13 protein-coding genes are annotated in these 13832 nt (G+C 64.7%); 4 read left to right on the top strand and 9 right to left on the bottom strand.

The features are described from left to right. Position 1 precedes the first annotated feature (1 nt). Positions 2–1069, top strand: coding sequence for a PA0069 family radical SAM protein (locus tag SARO_RS08875; protein ID WP_143004889.1), 1068 nt, complete (start codon positions 2–4; stop codon positions 1067–1069). Here the strand turns inward: SARO_RS08875 and SARO_RS08870 are convergent. The 9 genes from SARO_RS08870 to SARO_RS08830 all read right to left on the bottom strand — a co-directional run bounded on the left by SARO_RS08870 (position 1066) and on the right by SARO_RS08830 (position 10885). Beyond that, the gene (locus SARO_RS08870; protein ID WP_041550258.1) at positions 1066–1476 is read right to left on the bottom strand and encodes a DUF1330 domain-containing protein; all 411 of its coding nucleotides are present in this window, start codon (positions 1474–1476) and stop codon (positions 1066–1068) included. The two genes, SARO_RS08875 and SARO_RS08870, sit on opposite strands and share 4 nt — an antisense overlap. A gap of 58 nt (positions 1477–1534) precedes the next feature. Then, positions 1535–3133, bottom strand: coding sequence for a long-chain fatty acid--CoA ligase (locus tag SARO_RS08865; protein WP_041550257.1), 1599 nt, complete (start codon positions 3131–3133; stop codon positions 1535–1537). A 42-nt stretch (positions 3134–3175) separates the two neighbouring features. Further along, on the bottom strand, positions 3176–6766 hold the full coding sequence (gene dnaE, locus SARO_RS08860) for a DNA polymerase III subunit alpha (protein WP_041550256.1): 3591 nt from the start codon (positions 6764–6766) through the stop codon (positions 3176–3178). Between the two features lie 75 nt (positions 6767–6841). Then, positions 6842–7330: a glutathione peroxidase gene (locus tag SARO_RS08855; protein WP_011445419.1), complete on the bottom strand. Its 489-nt coding sequence runs from the start codon at positions 7328–7330 to the stop codon at positions 6842–6844. Next, positions 7327–7560 carry a hypothetical protein gene (locus SARO_RS08850; protein WP_011445418.1) on the bottom strand — a complete coding sequence of 78 codons (234 nt, stop codon included), beginning with the start codon at positions 7558–7560 and terminating at the stop codon, positions 7327–7329. Before SARO_RS08850 ends, SARO_RS08855 begins: the two co-directional genes overlap by 4 nt. A gap of 65 nt (positions 7561–7625) precedes the next feature. Next, positions 7626–7892 (bottom strand): hypothetical protein, encoded by a 267-nt coding sequence (locus SARO_RS08845; RefSeq protein ID WP_011445417.1) that lies wholly within the window; start codon positions 7890–7892, stop codon positions 7626–7628. Positions 7893–7945: 53 nt separating this feature from the next. After that, a complete protein-coding gene (locus SARO_RS08840; protein WP_011445416.1) occupies positions 7946–8620 on the bottom strand; it encodes an ABC transporter ATP-binding protein in 675 nt (224 codons plus the stop codon). Further along, on the bottom strand, positions 8613–9854 hold the full coding sequence (locus SARO_RS08835; protein WP_011445415.1) for a lipoprotein-releasing ABC transporter permease subunit: 1242 nt from the start codon (positions 9852–9854) through the stop codon (positions 8613–8615). Before SARO_RS08835 ends, SARO_RS08840 begins: the two co-directional genes overlap by 8 nt. Positions 9855–9943: 89 nt before the next feature. After that, the gene (locus SARO_RS08830; RefSeq protein WP_011445414.1) at positions 9944–10885 is read right to left on the bottom strand and encodes an MASE1 domain-containing protein; all 942 of its coding nucleotides are present in this window, start codon (positions 10883–10885) and stop codon (positions 9944–9946) included. Between the two features lie 282 nt (positions 10886–11167). On the opposite strand from SARO_RS08830, the gene purF reads away from it, so the two are divergent. From purF to SARO_RS08815, 3 genes are all read left to right on the top strand, one after another. Then, positions 11168–12658 carry an amidophosphoribosyltransferase gene (gene purF / locus SARO_RS08825; RefSeq protein WP_011445413.1) on the top strand — a complete coding sequence of 497 codons (1491 nt, stop codon included), beginning with the start codon at positions 11168–11170 and terminating at the stop codon, positions 12656–12658. Beyond that, positions 12659–13390, top strand: a complete 732-nt coding sequence (locus tag SARO_RS08820) for an SDR family NAD(P)-dependent oxidoreductase (RefSeq protein ID WP_011445412.1) — start codon at positions 12659–12661, stop codon at positions 13388–13390. 88 nt (positions 13391–13478) lie between these two features. Then, positions 13479–13832, top strand: coding sequence for a PilZ domain-containing protein (locus SARO_RS08815; protein WP_011445411.1), 354 nt, complete (start codon positions 13479–13481; stop codon positions 13830–13832).

Genomic DNA, 13832 nt, shown 5'->3' with positions numbered 1-13832 from the left:
CATGGCCATTCACGGAAGAGGTGCGCAATTGGCGCGTGTCCCGGACAGGTTCGGGCTGGCTGCGCGCGAAGCCGATGGCGACTGGATGGACGAGCGCGAGGGACTGGACGGCCCGGGACCCAAGCTGCGCACGACCGTAACGCTCGAACATCCGCGCTCGATCCTCACCTTCAATCGTTCACCAGACATTCCGTTCGATCGATCGGTCAACGCCTATCGCGGCTGCGAACATGGCTGCATCTACTGCTACGCCCGGCCCACGCACGCCTATCACGACCTTTCGCCGGGGCTGGATTTCGAAACGAAGCTCTTTGCCAAACCCGATGCGGCAAGGCTTCTGCGCGAGACCTTGGCAAAGCCGGGGTACGCCCCTGCTCCTATAGCGATGGGCACGAACACCGACCCCTATCAGCCCATCGAAGGCCGCTATCGCATCACCCGCGAGATCCTCCAGCTCTGCCTCGAACTGCGTCACCCGGTGACGATCACCACGAAATCCGCGCGCGTCATCGACGATCTCGATCTGCTGACCGAACTGGCGCGGCATCGACTGACCGCTGTCGGCATCTCGGTCACCAGCCTCGATCCGCGCCTGTCCGGCCTGCTCGAACCCCGCGCGAGTTCGCCAGCCAAGCGACTGGACGCGCTGGAAAAGCTTGTCGTCGCCGGTGTCCCTGCCCATGTCTCGGTCGCTCCTGTGATCCCGTCGATCACCGACGAATTCATGGAAGGCATTCTGGCGGCGGCGGCGGAACGGGGCGTCCGCTCGGCAAGCTGGATCATGGTCCGCCTGCCCCACGAAGTCGCGCCGCTTTTCCGCGAATGGCTGGACACGCACTTCCCCGACCGCGCGGGCAAGGTCATGTCCATCGTCCAGGCAGTGCGCGGCGGAAAGGATTACGACGCGAAGTTCTTCACCCGGATGAAGCCCGAAGGCATCTGGGCCGACCTCATCCGCACCCGCTTCCGCGTCGCCTGCCGCAAGTACGGCATCGGCAAGGCGGAGATCGACCTTGACTGCACGCAATTCAGAAAACCGAGCCGCAACGGGCAGTTGGACCTTTTCTAGCCCTTGAACCGGATCAGGCGGCTATCGGCAACTGCTGCGGTGCGGTGTGGCAGGGCATCGCGGACATAGGCCTCGTCCTTCACCATCGCGAAGAAGGCACGCGCATCGGGATAGCCCATGACGAAAGCCTCGTCCCATTCGTCAGCGGGGCCGGTGACCACGCATTCGAGCGGCGCTTCCCAGACCATGGCCGCCCCCGAATCCTTCACCAGCGCCTGGAATGCCGCCTTGTAAAGGGCATAGGCCTCGGCGCCGGTAAGGCCCTTGCCGTGGTTGGGATGGCCTTCCGGGTATTCGGCAAGGTCGCGGAACCTGATGAGGTTCAGCATGTGGATCGGCGTGTCGCGCGGGAGCGCCTTGAAGGCCTCGAAGTTCTCGCGGCTGGGGTCGACGTAGGTCTCGGCCATAGGCGTTGAAAGCGCTCCCGTGTACGATAAGGTGTCTTCAGGTGCCTTTAGGTGTCGTTCAGGCAACCTCGTCCCAGCGATAGTCACGGAACTGGTCGCGCAGGTCCTTCTTGCTGATCTTTCCGGTGCCGGTATGCGGGATCTGGTCCACGAATGCCACCGCATCGGGCACCCACCACTTGGCGACGTGCTGCTGGAGGTAGCTTCGCAATTCCTCCTGGTTGACGTCCATTCCCGGCTTGCGGATCACGACAAGCAGCGGCCGCTCGTCCCACTTGGGATGGTAGACGCCAATCGCGGCGGCCTCGGCAACGGCCGGGTGGCCGATGGCGGCATTCTCCAGTTCGACCGAACTGATCCATTCGCCGCCCGACTTGATGACGTCCTTCGTGCGATCCGTCAGTTGCAGGGTTCCGTCCGGATGGATCACGCCGACATCGCCCGTGTCGAACCACTGCCCGGCGGCCACCGCATCCTGTTCGGCCTTGAAGTAGCGCTTGACGATCCACGGCCCGCGCACTTGCAAGGCCCCCGCCGTCACGCCATCGCGCGGTAGCACCTTGCCGGGATCGCCAAGATCGACGCAACGGATCTCGACGCCGAAGGGCGGACGGCCCTGCATTGCCTTGACGGTCACCTTTTCGTCGAAGCTGAGGTCGTCCCAGTTCCACGTTTCCGCGCCGGTAGTGCCGATCGGCGACGTCTCGGTCATGCCCCAGGCGTGGGCCACGCGGCGGCCGGCGCGCATGAAGCGTTCGATCATCGCGCGCGGCATGGCCGAGCCGCCGCAGACGATGGTCTGCAGGGTCGGTGGAATTTCGCCGCCATTGTGGGCATCGACATGCTGGAGCAGCGCCAGCCAGACAGTGGGCACGCCGGCCGAACAGGTCACCTTCTCGCGGTTCATCAGGTCGCACAGGACCGCGCCGTCATTGACCGCGGAATATACGAACTTCGCGCCCGCCGCCGCGCCCGCCCAGGGCAAGCCCCAGCTTGCCGCGTGGAACATCGGCACGATCGGCAGCATGACCGAACGGCAATCGAGCCCGAAGATCGGGGGGCTGATCGCGCTCATTGCGTGGAGCACGGTCGAGCGGTGTTCGTACAGTACACCCTTGGGATTGCCGGTCGTGCCGCTGGTGTAGCAGAGCATGCAAGGGTCGCGCTCATCGCCGTCGGCCCATTCGGTCTGCCCGTCTTCGGAAGCGATCCACTCCTCGAAATGAAGCGCGGGCTCGCTGCTGTCGAAGCAGATGTAATGTTCGACCGTGGGCCAGCGCGACTTCATGCGCTCGATGATGGGGGTCCACTGCTTGTCGAACAGCATCACGCGGTCTTCGGCGTGATTGACGATGTATTCGAGCTGGTCGTCGAACAGGCGCGGGTTGAGCGTATGGAGAATCCCGCCGACGCCGACCGAACCGTACCAGCTTACCAGGTGGCGGTGGTGGTTCATCGCAAGCGTGGCGATGCGGTCGCCCGGCTTCACGCCAAGGCGGCGCAGGGCCTGCGTCATGCGCAATGCGTCGTGACGGATGCCCGCCCAGGTCGTGCGGCTTTCGCTGCCATCTGCCCAGCGGCTGACGATTTCGCGCTGCCCGTGCTCGCGCGCGGCATGATCGATCAGGTGCGTAACGCGCAGCTTCCAGTCCTGCATTGCACCAAGCTGCTGAGTCACTTCAATTTCTCCCGATCCTGTCTATTCGACCAACCGCAGATGCCTTTCCGGTCTTGCGGTCAATGCCACATTGGCGAGTCCTTCTATCGGAATCAATCGTTCGATTAAGTCACTATCGAGTATGAAATCATTGCCGAGGCGCACGAGAGGCTCCTTTGGCCCGCCGGTACGAAGGCGGGCAAGCACCTCGCCCTTGCCGTCAGGCCGCCGCGGCAAGAGCATCGCGAGGTCGGAAATCGCCTCCGTCCTGCTGACATCGAGCTTGAGCACCATGCGCGAGGCGCTGGTGACCGAGGCGAGCGGGCGGGCGCCGCGCACGGTGACGCGCGGCGGCTCATCCGGATTGGGGCGGTCGAGTTCGACGTTGAGGAGAACGCAGGTCCCCTCCCTCGCCCACTGCTGGAACGGTTCGACCAGGCTTTCCTCGAAGCAGGAGGCCGAGAACAGGCCGGAGCTGTCGGAGAAGTCGGCCATGACGAAGTCCTTGCCCTTCTTCGTCTTGCGCTTCTGCACGTTCTCCACCAGCGCGGCCATGACGGCGCCCGAGCGTCCGCCCGGCTCCCCACTGCTCGTCATCAGGCTGCCATAGGAGCGCGCACCATTGGCCGAGGCGACGGCGCGGTATTCCTCGACCGGGTGCGCGGCAAAGTAGAAGCCGAAATTCTCGCGCTCCGCCGCCATCTGGTCCGCGCGGCTCCACGGTTTCGTGTCGGAGAGGCGGGTGGCGGGAGTGGCGTGATCGTCGCCGCCGAAAAGGCCGCCCTGCCCCGAAGTGCGCGAGCGCGAGGCCTCCTCGGCCACGGCCATGAGCAGTTCGGCATTGGCGATGATCTGCGCGCGGTTGGGCTCGAGGCAATCGAGCGCGCCACCGGCCGCGAGCGCTTCGAGCTGGCGACGGTTCATCGAACCCGCCGGGATGCGGCGGAAGAGATCGTCCAGCGAAGCGAACGGGCCGTTGGCCTCACGCTCCTCGACGATCTGCTCCATCGCCTTCTCGCCCACGTTGCGCAGGCCCGCGAGGGCATATCGCACGGCATAGCCGTCGTGCGTCCGCTCGACGGTGAACTCGGCCTCGGAGTGGTTGATATCGGGCCCGGCCAGCGCCACGCCGTTGCGGCGCATGTCGTCGACGAAGACCGAGAGCTTTTCCGACTGGTGCATGTCGAAGCACATCGCCGCCGCATAGAATTCGTGCGGATAGTGCGTCTTGAGCCAGGCGGTCTGGTAGGCGAGCAGCGCGTAGGCGGCTGCGTGCGACTTGTTGAAGCCGTAGCCCGCGAACTTGTCGATCAAGTCGAAAAGTTCGTTGGCCTTTGCGGCGGGAATGCCGGACACTTCCTTGCAGCCGTCGACGAAACGCTGGCGCTGCGCGTCCATTTCCGCCTGGACCTTCTTGCCCATGGCGCGGCGCAGGAGGTCGGCGTCGCCGAGCGAGTATCCGGCGAGGATCTGCGCGGCCTGCATGACCTGTTCCTGGTAGACGAAGATGCCGTAGGTTTCCGACAGGATCCCGGCCAGCTTGTCGTGCGGATACTCGATCGCTTCGAGCCCGTTCTTGCGGCGGCCGAACAATGGTATGTTGTCCATCGGGCCCGGACGGTAAAGCGAGACGAGAGCGATGATGTCGCCGAAGTTGGTGGGCTTCACCGCGGCGAGCGTGCGCCGCATGCCTTCGGATTCGAGCTGGAAAACGCCGACGGTGTCGCCCGACTGGAGCAGCTTGTAGGTTTGCTCGTCGTCCCACGGCAGCGCCGAGAGGTCGATCTCGATGCTGCGCTTCTTCATCAGGTCTACGGCCTTGCGCAGGACCGACAGCGTCTTGAGGCCGAGGAAGTCGAACTTGACGAGGCCGGCATCCTCGACGTGCTTCATGTCGAACTGCGTGACCGGCATGTCCGAACGCGGATCGCGATAGAGCGGCACGAGTTGCGCCAGCGGGCGGTCGCCGATAACGACGCCCGCCGCGTGGGTCGAACTGTTGCGCGGCAGGCCTTCGAGCTGCATCGCAAGGTCGATCAGGCGCTTGACCTCGGGGTCGCGGTCGTATTCGCGCTTGAGTTCGGCCACGCCATTGAGGGCGCGGGGCAGCGGCCAGGGATCGGTCGGATGGTTCGGGACCATCTTGCAGAGCCGGTCAGTCTGGCCATAGCTCATCTGAAGGATACGGCCGGTGTCGCGCAGCACCGCGCGGGCCTTGAGCTTGCCGAAGGTGATGATCTGGGCGACGTGGTCCTCGCCGTACTTGCGCTGGACGTAGCGGATCACCTCGCCACGGCGGGTTTCGCAGAAGTCGATGTCGAAGTCCGGCATCGAGACGCGTTCCGGATTCAGGAAGCGTTCGAACAGAAGACCAAGCTTGATCGGATCGAGGTCGGTGATGGTAAGCGCCCAAGCGACGAGCGAACCCGCGCCCGAACCGCGGCCCGGCCCGACCGGAATGCCGTGTTCCTTCGCCCACTTGATAAAGTCGGCAACGATCAGGAAGTAGCCGCCGAACCCCATGCGGTTGATGATCGCGATCTCGAACTCGAGCCGCTTGCGGTAGTCGAGAACTTCTTCCCAGACGCCCGCTTCGACCAGTTGCGGATGGTCGGCGGCGACCGGTTCGGCATCGGGGCCAAGGCAGAGCACGCGAGCGAGTTCGGCGTGGGTGCTTTCCGGGTAATAGGGTTCAAGTCGCAGGACGAGGCCCTTGCGGCTATCCTCGGCGCACATCCGCGCCTCGCCTTCCTGGTCGCCGGCAAGGCTGGGCAGGATCGGCTTGCGCTTGGGCGGCATGACCGCGCAGCGCTGCGCCACGACCAGCGTGTTGGCGAGCGCTTCGGGCAGGTCCTTGAACAGTTCCTCCATGACCGCCGCGGGCTTGATCCACCATTCCTTGCTGGAGCGCGGGCGATCCGCGCTATCGACATGGGTGGAACTGGCGATGCAGAGCATGGCATCGTGCGCATCGTAGAAAGTCCGCTCTGCAAAGCAGGCGGGGTTCGTGGCAACCAGCGGCAGGTCCCGCGCGTATGCGAGATCGATGAGCGCGGTTTCGGACGCTTCCTCCACCGCATCGTTGCGCCGGGCTATCTCGATGTAGAGCCGTTCGGGGAACAGTTCGAGCAGCCGGTCGACATAGGCCTCGGCGGCGCTTTGCTGGCCTCCGGCAAGAAGCTGCGCCAGTGCGCCTTCGCTGGCGGCGGTAAGGCAGATGAGGCCGTCGGTATGGCCGACGAGATCCGCCAGGACGACGTGCGGCGCAAATTCGAGCGGCCGGTCGAGATGGGCGCGGCTGACGAGGTGGCAAAGGTTGTCATAGCCCCTGGCATCCTGCGCATAGAGGGCCAGCCAGTCGATCGTCGGTGCGGCCGGACCGAAGCCGGTTGCCGCGCCGTCGCGTTCGGGACGGGCTACGGCGAGCATCGTGCCGATGACCGGCTGGACGCCCATGTCCTTGCACGCCTTGGCATAGGCCACGCTACCGTAGAGCCCGTTGCGATCTGTGATGGCGGCGGCGGGAAAGCCCCGCTCGGCGGCGGTCTTGGCGATAGCCTTCGGGTCGATGGCGCCGTCGAGCATCGTGTAGGACGAGAAGATGCGAAGCGGGACGAAGGCGGCATGGGGCATGTGTACAAGGTAGGAAAAAGGCCGCGCTCTTGCGAGAGGCGCGGCCTGCTTTTTCACCAGACTCCTTGGTGACGGTCAGAGCAGCCTTTCGATGTCCCCGGCGATGCTTTCCGGCTTGTCCGTGGGGGCATAGCGGCGGACCACGCGGCCTTCGCGGTCGATCAGGAACTTGGTGAAGTTCCACTTGATCGACTTGGTGCCGAGCACGCCCGGAGCCTCGCTCTTCAGCCAGTCGTAAAGCGGATCGGCGTTGTCGCCATTGACCTCGATCTTGGCCATGAGCGGAAAGCTGAGGCCGAAGTTGACCTTGCAGAAGCTTTCGATCTCATCCGCCGTGCCGGGTTCCTGCTTGCCGAACTGGTTGCAGGGAAAGGCGAGAACTTCAAATCCGCGCTCGCCATATTGGCGCCAAAGGGCCTCAAGGCCATCGTACTGCGGGGTGAACCCGCACTTGGATGCGGTGTTCACCACGAGCAGGACCTTGCCCTTCTTCTCGGCCAGGTCGATTTCCTCGCCGTTGGGCTTGCGCGCCTTGAAATCGGCAATGGTGCGAGGCCCGCTCATGCCAGGCCCTCTTGCGCCGCGAGGGCCAGTATTTCAGGTACGTTCAGCGACTTGCCGCCAGCAACGTCGATTACCAGACGGGCGCGCTGGGTTGCATCCATCGCGGCCACTTCGGCAACGAGATCGCGCAGCGGCGCCTTCTTCAGGACGCTGAAGTTGTATTGCATTTCCGAGCCGGCATCGTCGCGCTCGTGAAGCGTCGCCTCGGCATTCCAGTCCAGTCCCGACATGACTTCTCCCCTTGTCCTGCAAATGGTTCGCACGGCAAGGGGAGCGGATCAACGGGAAAACAGGATCAGGCCGGAAAGTCGATCCGCGCAGCCAGGGTCATGATCTCGGCCGGGGAATACTGGCGGTCGCCCGACTTTTCGATGACCAGGCCGGATCGCTCGTCCGCCGGCATTCGCGCCACCATGCGGACCATGTCCGCGAAGGTGCCGCTGTGGAGCGACGCCAGTCCGTGGAACACGCCGTCGGCCGCCTCTCGACGCAGTACGGTGGCGTGGTCGTTCCAGAAGGCCGCGATCTGGTCGCAAGGTTCGGCGCGTATCGTGGTGTTCATAAAGATACGATCTCCTCTTGGCGATGAAAACGCGCGAGGAGCCCTCGGTATCCCTATTCGAGAACGCCTTCGTGAAGACGCACGACGCGGTCCATGCGCAACGCAAGGCGTTCGTTGTGCGTGGCGATCAGTGCAGCGCTCCCTTCCCCGCGCACGAGCTTGAGGAATTCCTCGAGCACTCGGTCGGCCGTCGCCTCGTCGAGATTGCCGGTGGGCTCGTCGGCGAGAACCATTTCGGGGCGATTGGCAAGAGCACGGGCCACTGCAACGCGCTGCTGCTCGCCGCCGGAAAGCTGGCTCGGCCGGTGGTCGAGACGCTTGGCGAGGCCGAGGGCGCTCAAGAGTTCCGCTGCGCGCGCCTCGGCCACGGCGCGGTCCGTGCCGGCAACGAGCTGGGGCAGGACGACGTTCTCGATCGCGTTGAAATCGGGCAGGAGATGATGGAACTGGTAGACGAAGCCGAGGTGATCGCGGCGCAGGGCCGTGCGGTCGTCGCCCGAAAGCTTCGACGCATCGGTCCCGGCGATCTCGATCAGGCCGGAAAAACCACCCTCGAGCAGGCCGATGGCCTGGAGCATGGTCGACTTGCCCGATCCCGAAGGGCCGAGCAGCGCGACGATCTCGCCGGGGCGGATCTCGAGGTTGACGCCGCGCAGGACGTCGATGGTGACCCCGCCCTGGCTGAAGGAACGGCGCAGCTCGCGCAGGCGCACCACTGGATCACTCATAACGCAGCACCTGAACGGGGTCCGTGCTCGCCGCCTTGAGCGCCGGATAAAGAGTCGCAAGGAAGCTGAACAGCAGCGCCATCAGGCAGATCGTGGTGATCTCCACGGGATCGGAGCGGCTCGGCAGTTCGGTGAGGAAACGGATCGAGGGGTCCCACAGGTTCTGCCCGGTGAGATACTGGATCGCGTTGACGATGGGCTGGCGGAAGAACAGGAACACGAAGCCGAGCGCGAGCCCCGATAGGGTGCCCAGCGCCCCGATCACGAAACCGATGGTCACGAAGATCTTGAGCAGGCTCTTTCGCGTCGCCCCCATCGTGCGCAGAATCGCGATGTCGCGGGTCTTGGCGCGTACCAGCATGATCAGCGATGACAGGATGTTGAACACCGCTACCAGCACGATGATCGAAAGCACGATGAACATCGCCACGCGTTCCACCGCGAGCGCCTCGAACAGGCTGGCGTTGATGGTCTTCCAGTCCGTGACGACGGCCTGGCCTTCCAGCTCCTTCTTGAGCGGCCCCAGGGTATCCATCACCGTGTCGGCGTTGGTCGTCGTCACCTCGATCATGCCGATAGTGTCGCCCGTCAACAGCAGGGTCTGCGCATCGGAGATGGGCATGACGACATAGGCCTGGTCGTAGTCGTAGACGCCGACCTCGAAGATCGCTGAAACGGTATAGGCGATCTCGCGCGGGACAGTGCCGAACGGGGTCGACCTGCCTTGCGGGTTGATGATGGTAATGCTGTCGCCCACGCGCGCGCCAAGGTTTTCGGCAAGGCGCGACCCTAGGGCGACATTGCCCGAGCCGGGGCGCAGCGAGCCGATGACACCGTCGACGCGCTTGTCCTCGAGCCGCTTGATGTCCTCCGCCGTATTGCCACGCACGAGGATCGCCTCGACTCGGCCGTTGAAGCTGGCGAGCAGCGGCTGCTCGATCAGCGGCGAGGCGTGGGTCACGTCGGGCGTCTGCTGGACGCGCTTGAGGATGTCCTGCCAGTTGTCGAGCCGGCCGCCATAGGCCTGGATGATCGCGTGGCCGTTGAGGCCGACGATCTTGTCGAGCAGTTCGGCGCGGAAGCCGTTCATCACGCTCATCACGATGACGAGCGCGGCAACGCCCAGCATGACCGCCACGAGGCTGATACCGGCGACGAGTGCGATGAAAGCCTCCCCTCGCCCCGGCAGCATGTAGCGCTTGGCGATGGTCCATTCGAACGGAGACAGGATCAAGAAGCAGCCCTTTGGATGTATTCGGCCGGATCTGGCCGTGCGGATTTAGGGCCCTGCGGCGCAAACGGCAATGGCCGTCGGCGCAACAGTCAATCCGGGTGACGGTTCCCCGAGCCCTCGAACAGCGCCAAACGCTCTCGCATGACCCTGAGTTCCTGAAGGCGGCGCGTTCGCTCGCACGAGATCGGCAAGGCGGCGAGGACGGCAACGCCGACGTAGAGCTGGAAGAACTGGATGCGGTCGCCGTAATCCACGTCCATCTGCGCGATCGGCCCCATGTCGAGCCCGGTCAGCGTACCGCCGATGAGAATAAGCAGGATCGGAAAGAAAACGACGGTCTCTTCATCGAGAACGGCCGTGCCAACGACGAAGAAGAGCAGCGGAAAGACGAGAAGCGCACGCATGTCGAGCACGAACACCAGGCCCGTGAGCAAGGCGAAGCAGAATAGCACCAGCAGGCTTACAGGCAAGGCTTCGGCACTCGGCAGGATGCTGCGCCCGCGTTCGGCGCGACGGTAGATGAACGTAAAGACCGGCAGGCAGGCAATCAGGCCGAGCGCATGCCCCACGATCCAGTGAAGAAAGTTCTCGACAGGCGGCAGGCCGACAAAGGCCCATGCCACGAGTGTGGCGACACCGCCCGACGCCAGCGGAATGCTCAGGCCGATACCGATGTAGAAGGCGGCGAGCCATTCGACCGTCTCGTCAGGCCAGAACGCTTCCGTTATCCGTCGCCAGATGAGCGCCGCGGCGGCGGCCTCGGCCACGTTCACCACGGCAAAGGGAACTGCGGCCAGCCAGCCCAGCCCATACAGCCCGGTCACCATCACGCTCGCCACCCCGGACCAGAGAAGCCAGGGCATCCACTGCCGCTCCGGAAGGACGATGAGCCGGCCCGCAAGCATGGCCCCGGCCACCCAGACCATCGCCACGCCGCCCGAGAACCGCGCAAAATGCACGGTCGTGCTCGCCAGGACGAAGAACGTCACGGCCACACCGACCGGTCCAGCAAGAAGGCGATTGAGCCGCATTCCCCGACATTGCGCGGGGAGCGTTAATATTTCGCAGCCGGTTCAACGCAATAAGAGGCCGACTATGTAAGTGAGCGCTAACGCCACGACCACGAGCGTGGCGACCGAAAGAATCGCTATCCTGATCATGCCCACGGTCCTGCTCCATCCTTGCCGTCCACTGCGATTACGCAGGGTTCCCCGCCTGGTTCCGCAGCTTGCACTTGCCTTCCGGGTCAAACGTCGCCATTTGGGCGCCAGCATTGGCCGGCGCGCAAGCGCCCACGCGAGTCCACGGGACCCATGACTTCACAGAACGAACTTTTCGACAGCACGCCGTGGGACATCGGCAGTGACGACGACAAGCTGCGCGAAGAGTGCGGCATCTTCGGCGTACTGGGCGTACGTGACGCCGCCGCGACAGTTGCACTGGGCCTCCACGCCCTGCAGCATCGGGGCCAGGAAGCCGTCGGCATCACCAGTTTCGACGGGCAGGAGTTCTATTCGCGCAAGGGCATCGGCCACGTCGCGGCGAACTTCTCGACCGGCTCGGCCATCGCCGAACTGCCGGGCGCCATGGCCGCCGGCCACGTGCGCTACTCGACCACCGGCGGGGCCGGCCTGCGCAACGTGCAGCCGCTGTTTGCCGACCTCGCGTCGGGCGGCTTCGCGATCGCCCACAACGGCAACATCTCGAACGCGATGTTCCTCAAGCGCGACCTCGTGCAGAAGGGCGCGATCTTCCAGTCGACGTCCGACACCGAAGTCATCATCCACCTCGTCGCGACGAGCCGCTACCCCACCCTGCTCGACCGCTTCGTCGATGCCCTGCGGCTGGTCGAAGGCGCCTATTCGCTGATCTGCATGACGCCCGAAGGCATGATCGCCTGCCGCGACCCGCTTGGCATCCGCCCGCTGGTCCTCGGCAAGATCGGCGACGCGGTGGTCTTCGCGAGCGAAACCGTGGCGCTTGACGTGGTCGGCGCCGAATTCGTCCGCGAAGTGGAGCCGGGCGAACTGGTCCAGGTCGATTTCGACGGCAAGCTCAGCAGCCACCGCCCGTTCGGCAGGCCAAGCGCGCGGCCCTGCATTTTCGAGCACGTCTACTTCAGCCGTCCCGATTCGCTGATGGGCGGCAATTCCGTCTATCAGGTGCGCAAGGCCATCGGCGCGCAGCTCGCCATCGAAAGCCCGGCCGACGCGGACCTCGTCATCCCCGTGCCGGACAGCGGCGTTCCCGCCGCGCTTGGCTATGCCCAGCAGTCCGGCATTCCGTTCGAGCTTGGCATCATCCGCTCGCACTATGTCGGCCGCACCTTCATCCAGCCTTCCGACGGTGCCCGTAACGCAGACGTGAAGCGCAAACACAACGCGAACCGCGCACTGGTCGCGGGGAAGCGCATCGTGCTGATCGACGATTCGATCGTGCGCGGCACCACCAGCCTCAAGATCGTGCAGATGATGCGCGACGCGGGTGCGGCAGAAGTGCACATGCGCATCGCCAGCCCGCCGACGGAGCATTCGTGCTTCTACGGCGTCGACACGCCCGAACGCTCGAAGCTGCTCGCCGCGCGGATGGACGTGCAGGCCATGGCCGACTTCATCCATGCCGACAGCCTCGCCTTCGTCTCCATCGACGGTCTCTACCGCGCGGTCGGCGAGGAGCAGCGCAACAAGGGCTGCCCGCAATATTGCGACGCCTGCTTCACCGGCGACTACCCCACGCGGCTGACCGACCTCGCAGAGCGCGAGAATCCGGACCAGCTTTCGCTGCCGGTCGAAAAGGTCGCCTGAATGAGCGCGCAGGGTTCGCAGGACGGCCGCTTTGCCGGCCAGTTGGCGCTCGTCACCGGCGCGAGCCGGGGCATCGGTGCCGCCACGGCAAAGGCGCTTGCCGCACAGGGCGCGCATGTCGTACTCGTGGCCCGGACCGCCAAGGAGCTTGAAAAGGTCGAGGAAGAGATCTTCGAGGCTGGCGGCAGCGCGACGATCGCTCCGGTCGACCTGTCCGAGCCCGAAGGCATCGCCCGCCTTGCCACCGCGATCTCGGGCCGCTGGAGCGCGCTCGACGTACTCGTCATAAACGCCGCCGCCTTCCCCACGCTGACACCGGTCTGGCAGATCGACTCGCGCGAGTTCAACAATGCGCTGACGCTGAACGTCCTCGCCACGCAGGCGCTGCTCGCCGGTTTCGACGGCATGCTGAAGAAGAGCAAGGACGCCCGCGTCATCGGCGTGACCAGCAGCGTCGGCGCGACGCCGCGCGCCTACTGGGGCGCCTATGGCGCGTCGAAGGCCGCGTTCGACGTCCTGCTCGACTGCTACGCGCAGGAAGTGCGCAACACCTCGGCCGTGCGCGTCGCAATTCTCGATCCGGGCGCCACGCGCACCAAGATGCGCGCAAGGGCCTATCCCGGCGAAAACCCGGAAAGCGTGAAGGCGCCCGAAGTCGTTGCCGAACGAATGGTTGCGCTTCTTGGTGAACAATTTTCCAGTCCGCACCGCGAACGCGTTAACCAGGACTGACAGCCGCGAATTAACGGAAATCGGCGATTCTCTGCGCTTCCGGGAGGAATCCTTTCCGGGCAGATGAAACGGGTCCGGGACGTTCGGCATGAACACCACCGATTGGAATACGAGTGTCTATGGGCAAGCCGCGCTGGAAGACCGGTGCGCGCCCAGGCAACGCGTCAACATTCCGGCATCGCTGCGACCATCCGGCGGGCGCGGCTTCCAGACCGTCGTACTGGATCTGTCGCTTGGCGGATTCTGCGCCAACGCGCTGCAGAAGATGTACCCCGGCAATCGCTGCTGGCTGACGATCCCCGGCATGGAAGCGCTTCAGGCCGAAGTGGTGTGGTGGGATGCGGGCCGCGTCGGATGCGCCTTCGCGAACCTGCTAAGCCCCATCGTCCACGACAACATCCTCGCCCGCTATCGTGGCGACGGCGTGTTCCGGCGGGTGTAA

This window comes from Novosphingobium aromaticivorans DSM 12444 (assembly GCF_000013325.1).
GTDB lineage: Bacteria > Pseudomonadota > Alphaproteobacteria > Sphingomonadales > Sphingomonadaceae > Novosphingobium > Novosphingobium aromaticivorans.
Note: the sequence above shows the minus strand (reverse complement) of the source record. Positions and strands in the feature narration are given on the sequence as shown.

Excerpts from the sequence above, each read along its gene's own strand:
- SARO_RS08820 (WP_011445412.1), top strand. The coding sequence starts at position 12,659 with ATGAGCGCGCAGGGTTCGCAGGACGGCCGCTTTGCCGGCCAGTTGGCG.
- SARO_RS08845 (WP_011445417.1), bottom strand. The coding sequence starts at position 7,892 with ATGAACACCACGATACGCGCCGAACCTTGCGACCAGATCGCGGCCTTC.
- SARO_RS08830 (WP_011445414.1), bottom strand. The coding sequence starts at position 10,885 with ATGCGGCTCAATCGCCTTCTTGCTGGACCGGTCGGTGTGGCCGTGACG.
- SARO_RS08875 (WP_143004889.1), top strand. The coding sequence starts at position 2 with ATGGCCATTCACGGAAGAGGTGCGCAATTGGCGCGTGTCCCGGACAGG.
- SARO_RS08840 (WP_011445416.1), bottom strand. The coding sequence starts at position 8,620 with ATGAGTGATCCAGTGGTGCGCCTGCGCGAGCTGCGCCGTTCCTTCAGC.
- SARO_RS08870 (WP_041550258.1), bottom strand. The coding sequence starts at position 1,476 with ATGGCCGAGACCTACGTCGACCCCAGCCGCGAGAACTTCGAGGCCTTC.
- SARO_RS08855 (WP_011445419.1), bottom strand. The coding sequence starts at position 7,330 with ATGAGCGGGCCTCGCACCATTGCCGATTTCAAGGCGCGCAAGCCCAAC.
- SARO_RS08850 (WP_011445418.1), bottom strand. The coding sequence starts at position 7,560 with ATGTCGGGACTGGACTGGAATGCCGAGGCGACGCTTCACGAGCGCGAC.
- dnaE (WP_041550256.1), bottom strand. The coding sequence starts at position 6,766 with ATGCCCCATGCCGCCTTCGTCCCGCTTCGCATCTTCTCGTCCTACACG.
- SARO_RS08865 (WP_041550257.1), bottom strand. The coding sequence starts at position 3,133 with ATGCAGGACTGGAAGCTGCGCGTTACGCACCTGATCGATCATGCCGCG.
- purF (WP_011445413.1), top strand. The coding sequence starts at position 11,168 with ATGACTTCACAGAACGAACTTTTCGACAGCACGCCGTGGGACATCGGC.
- SARO_RS08815 (WP_011445411.1), top strand. The coding sequence starts at position 13,479 with ATGAACACCACCGATTGGAATACGAGTGTCTATGGGCAAGCCGCGCTG.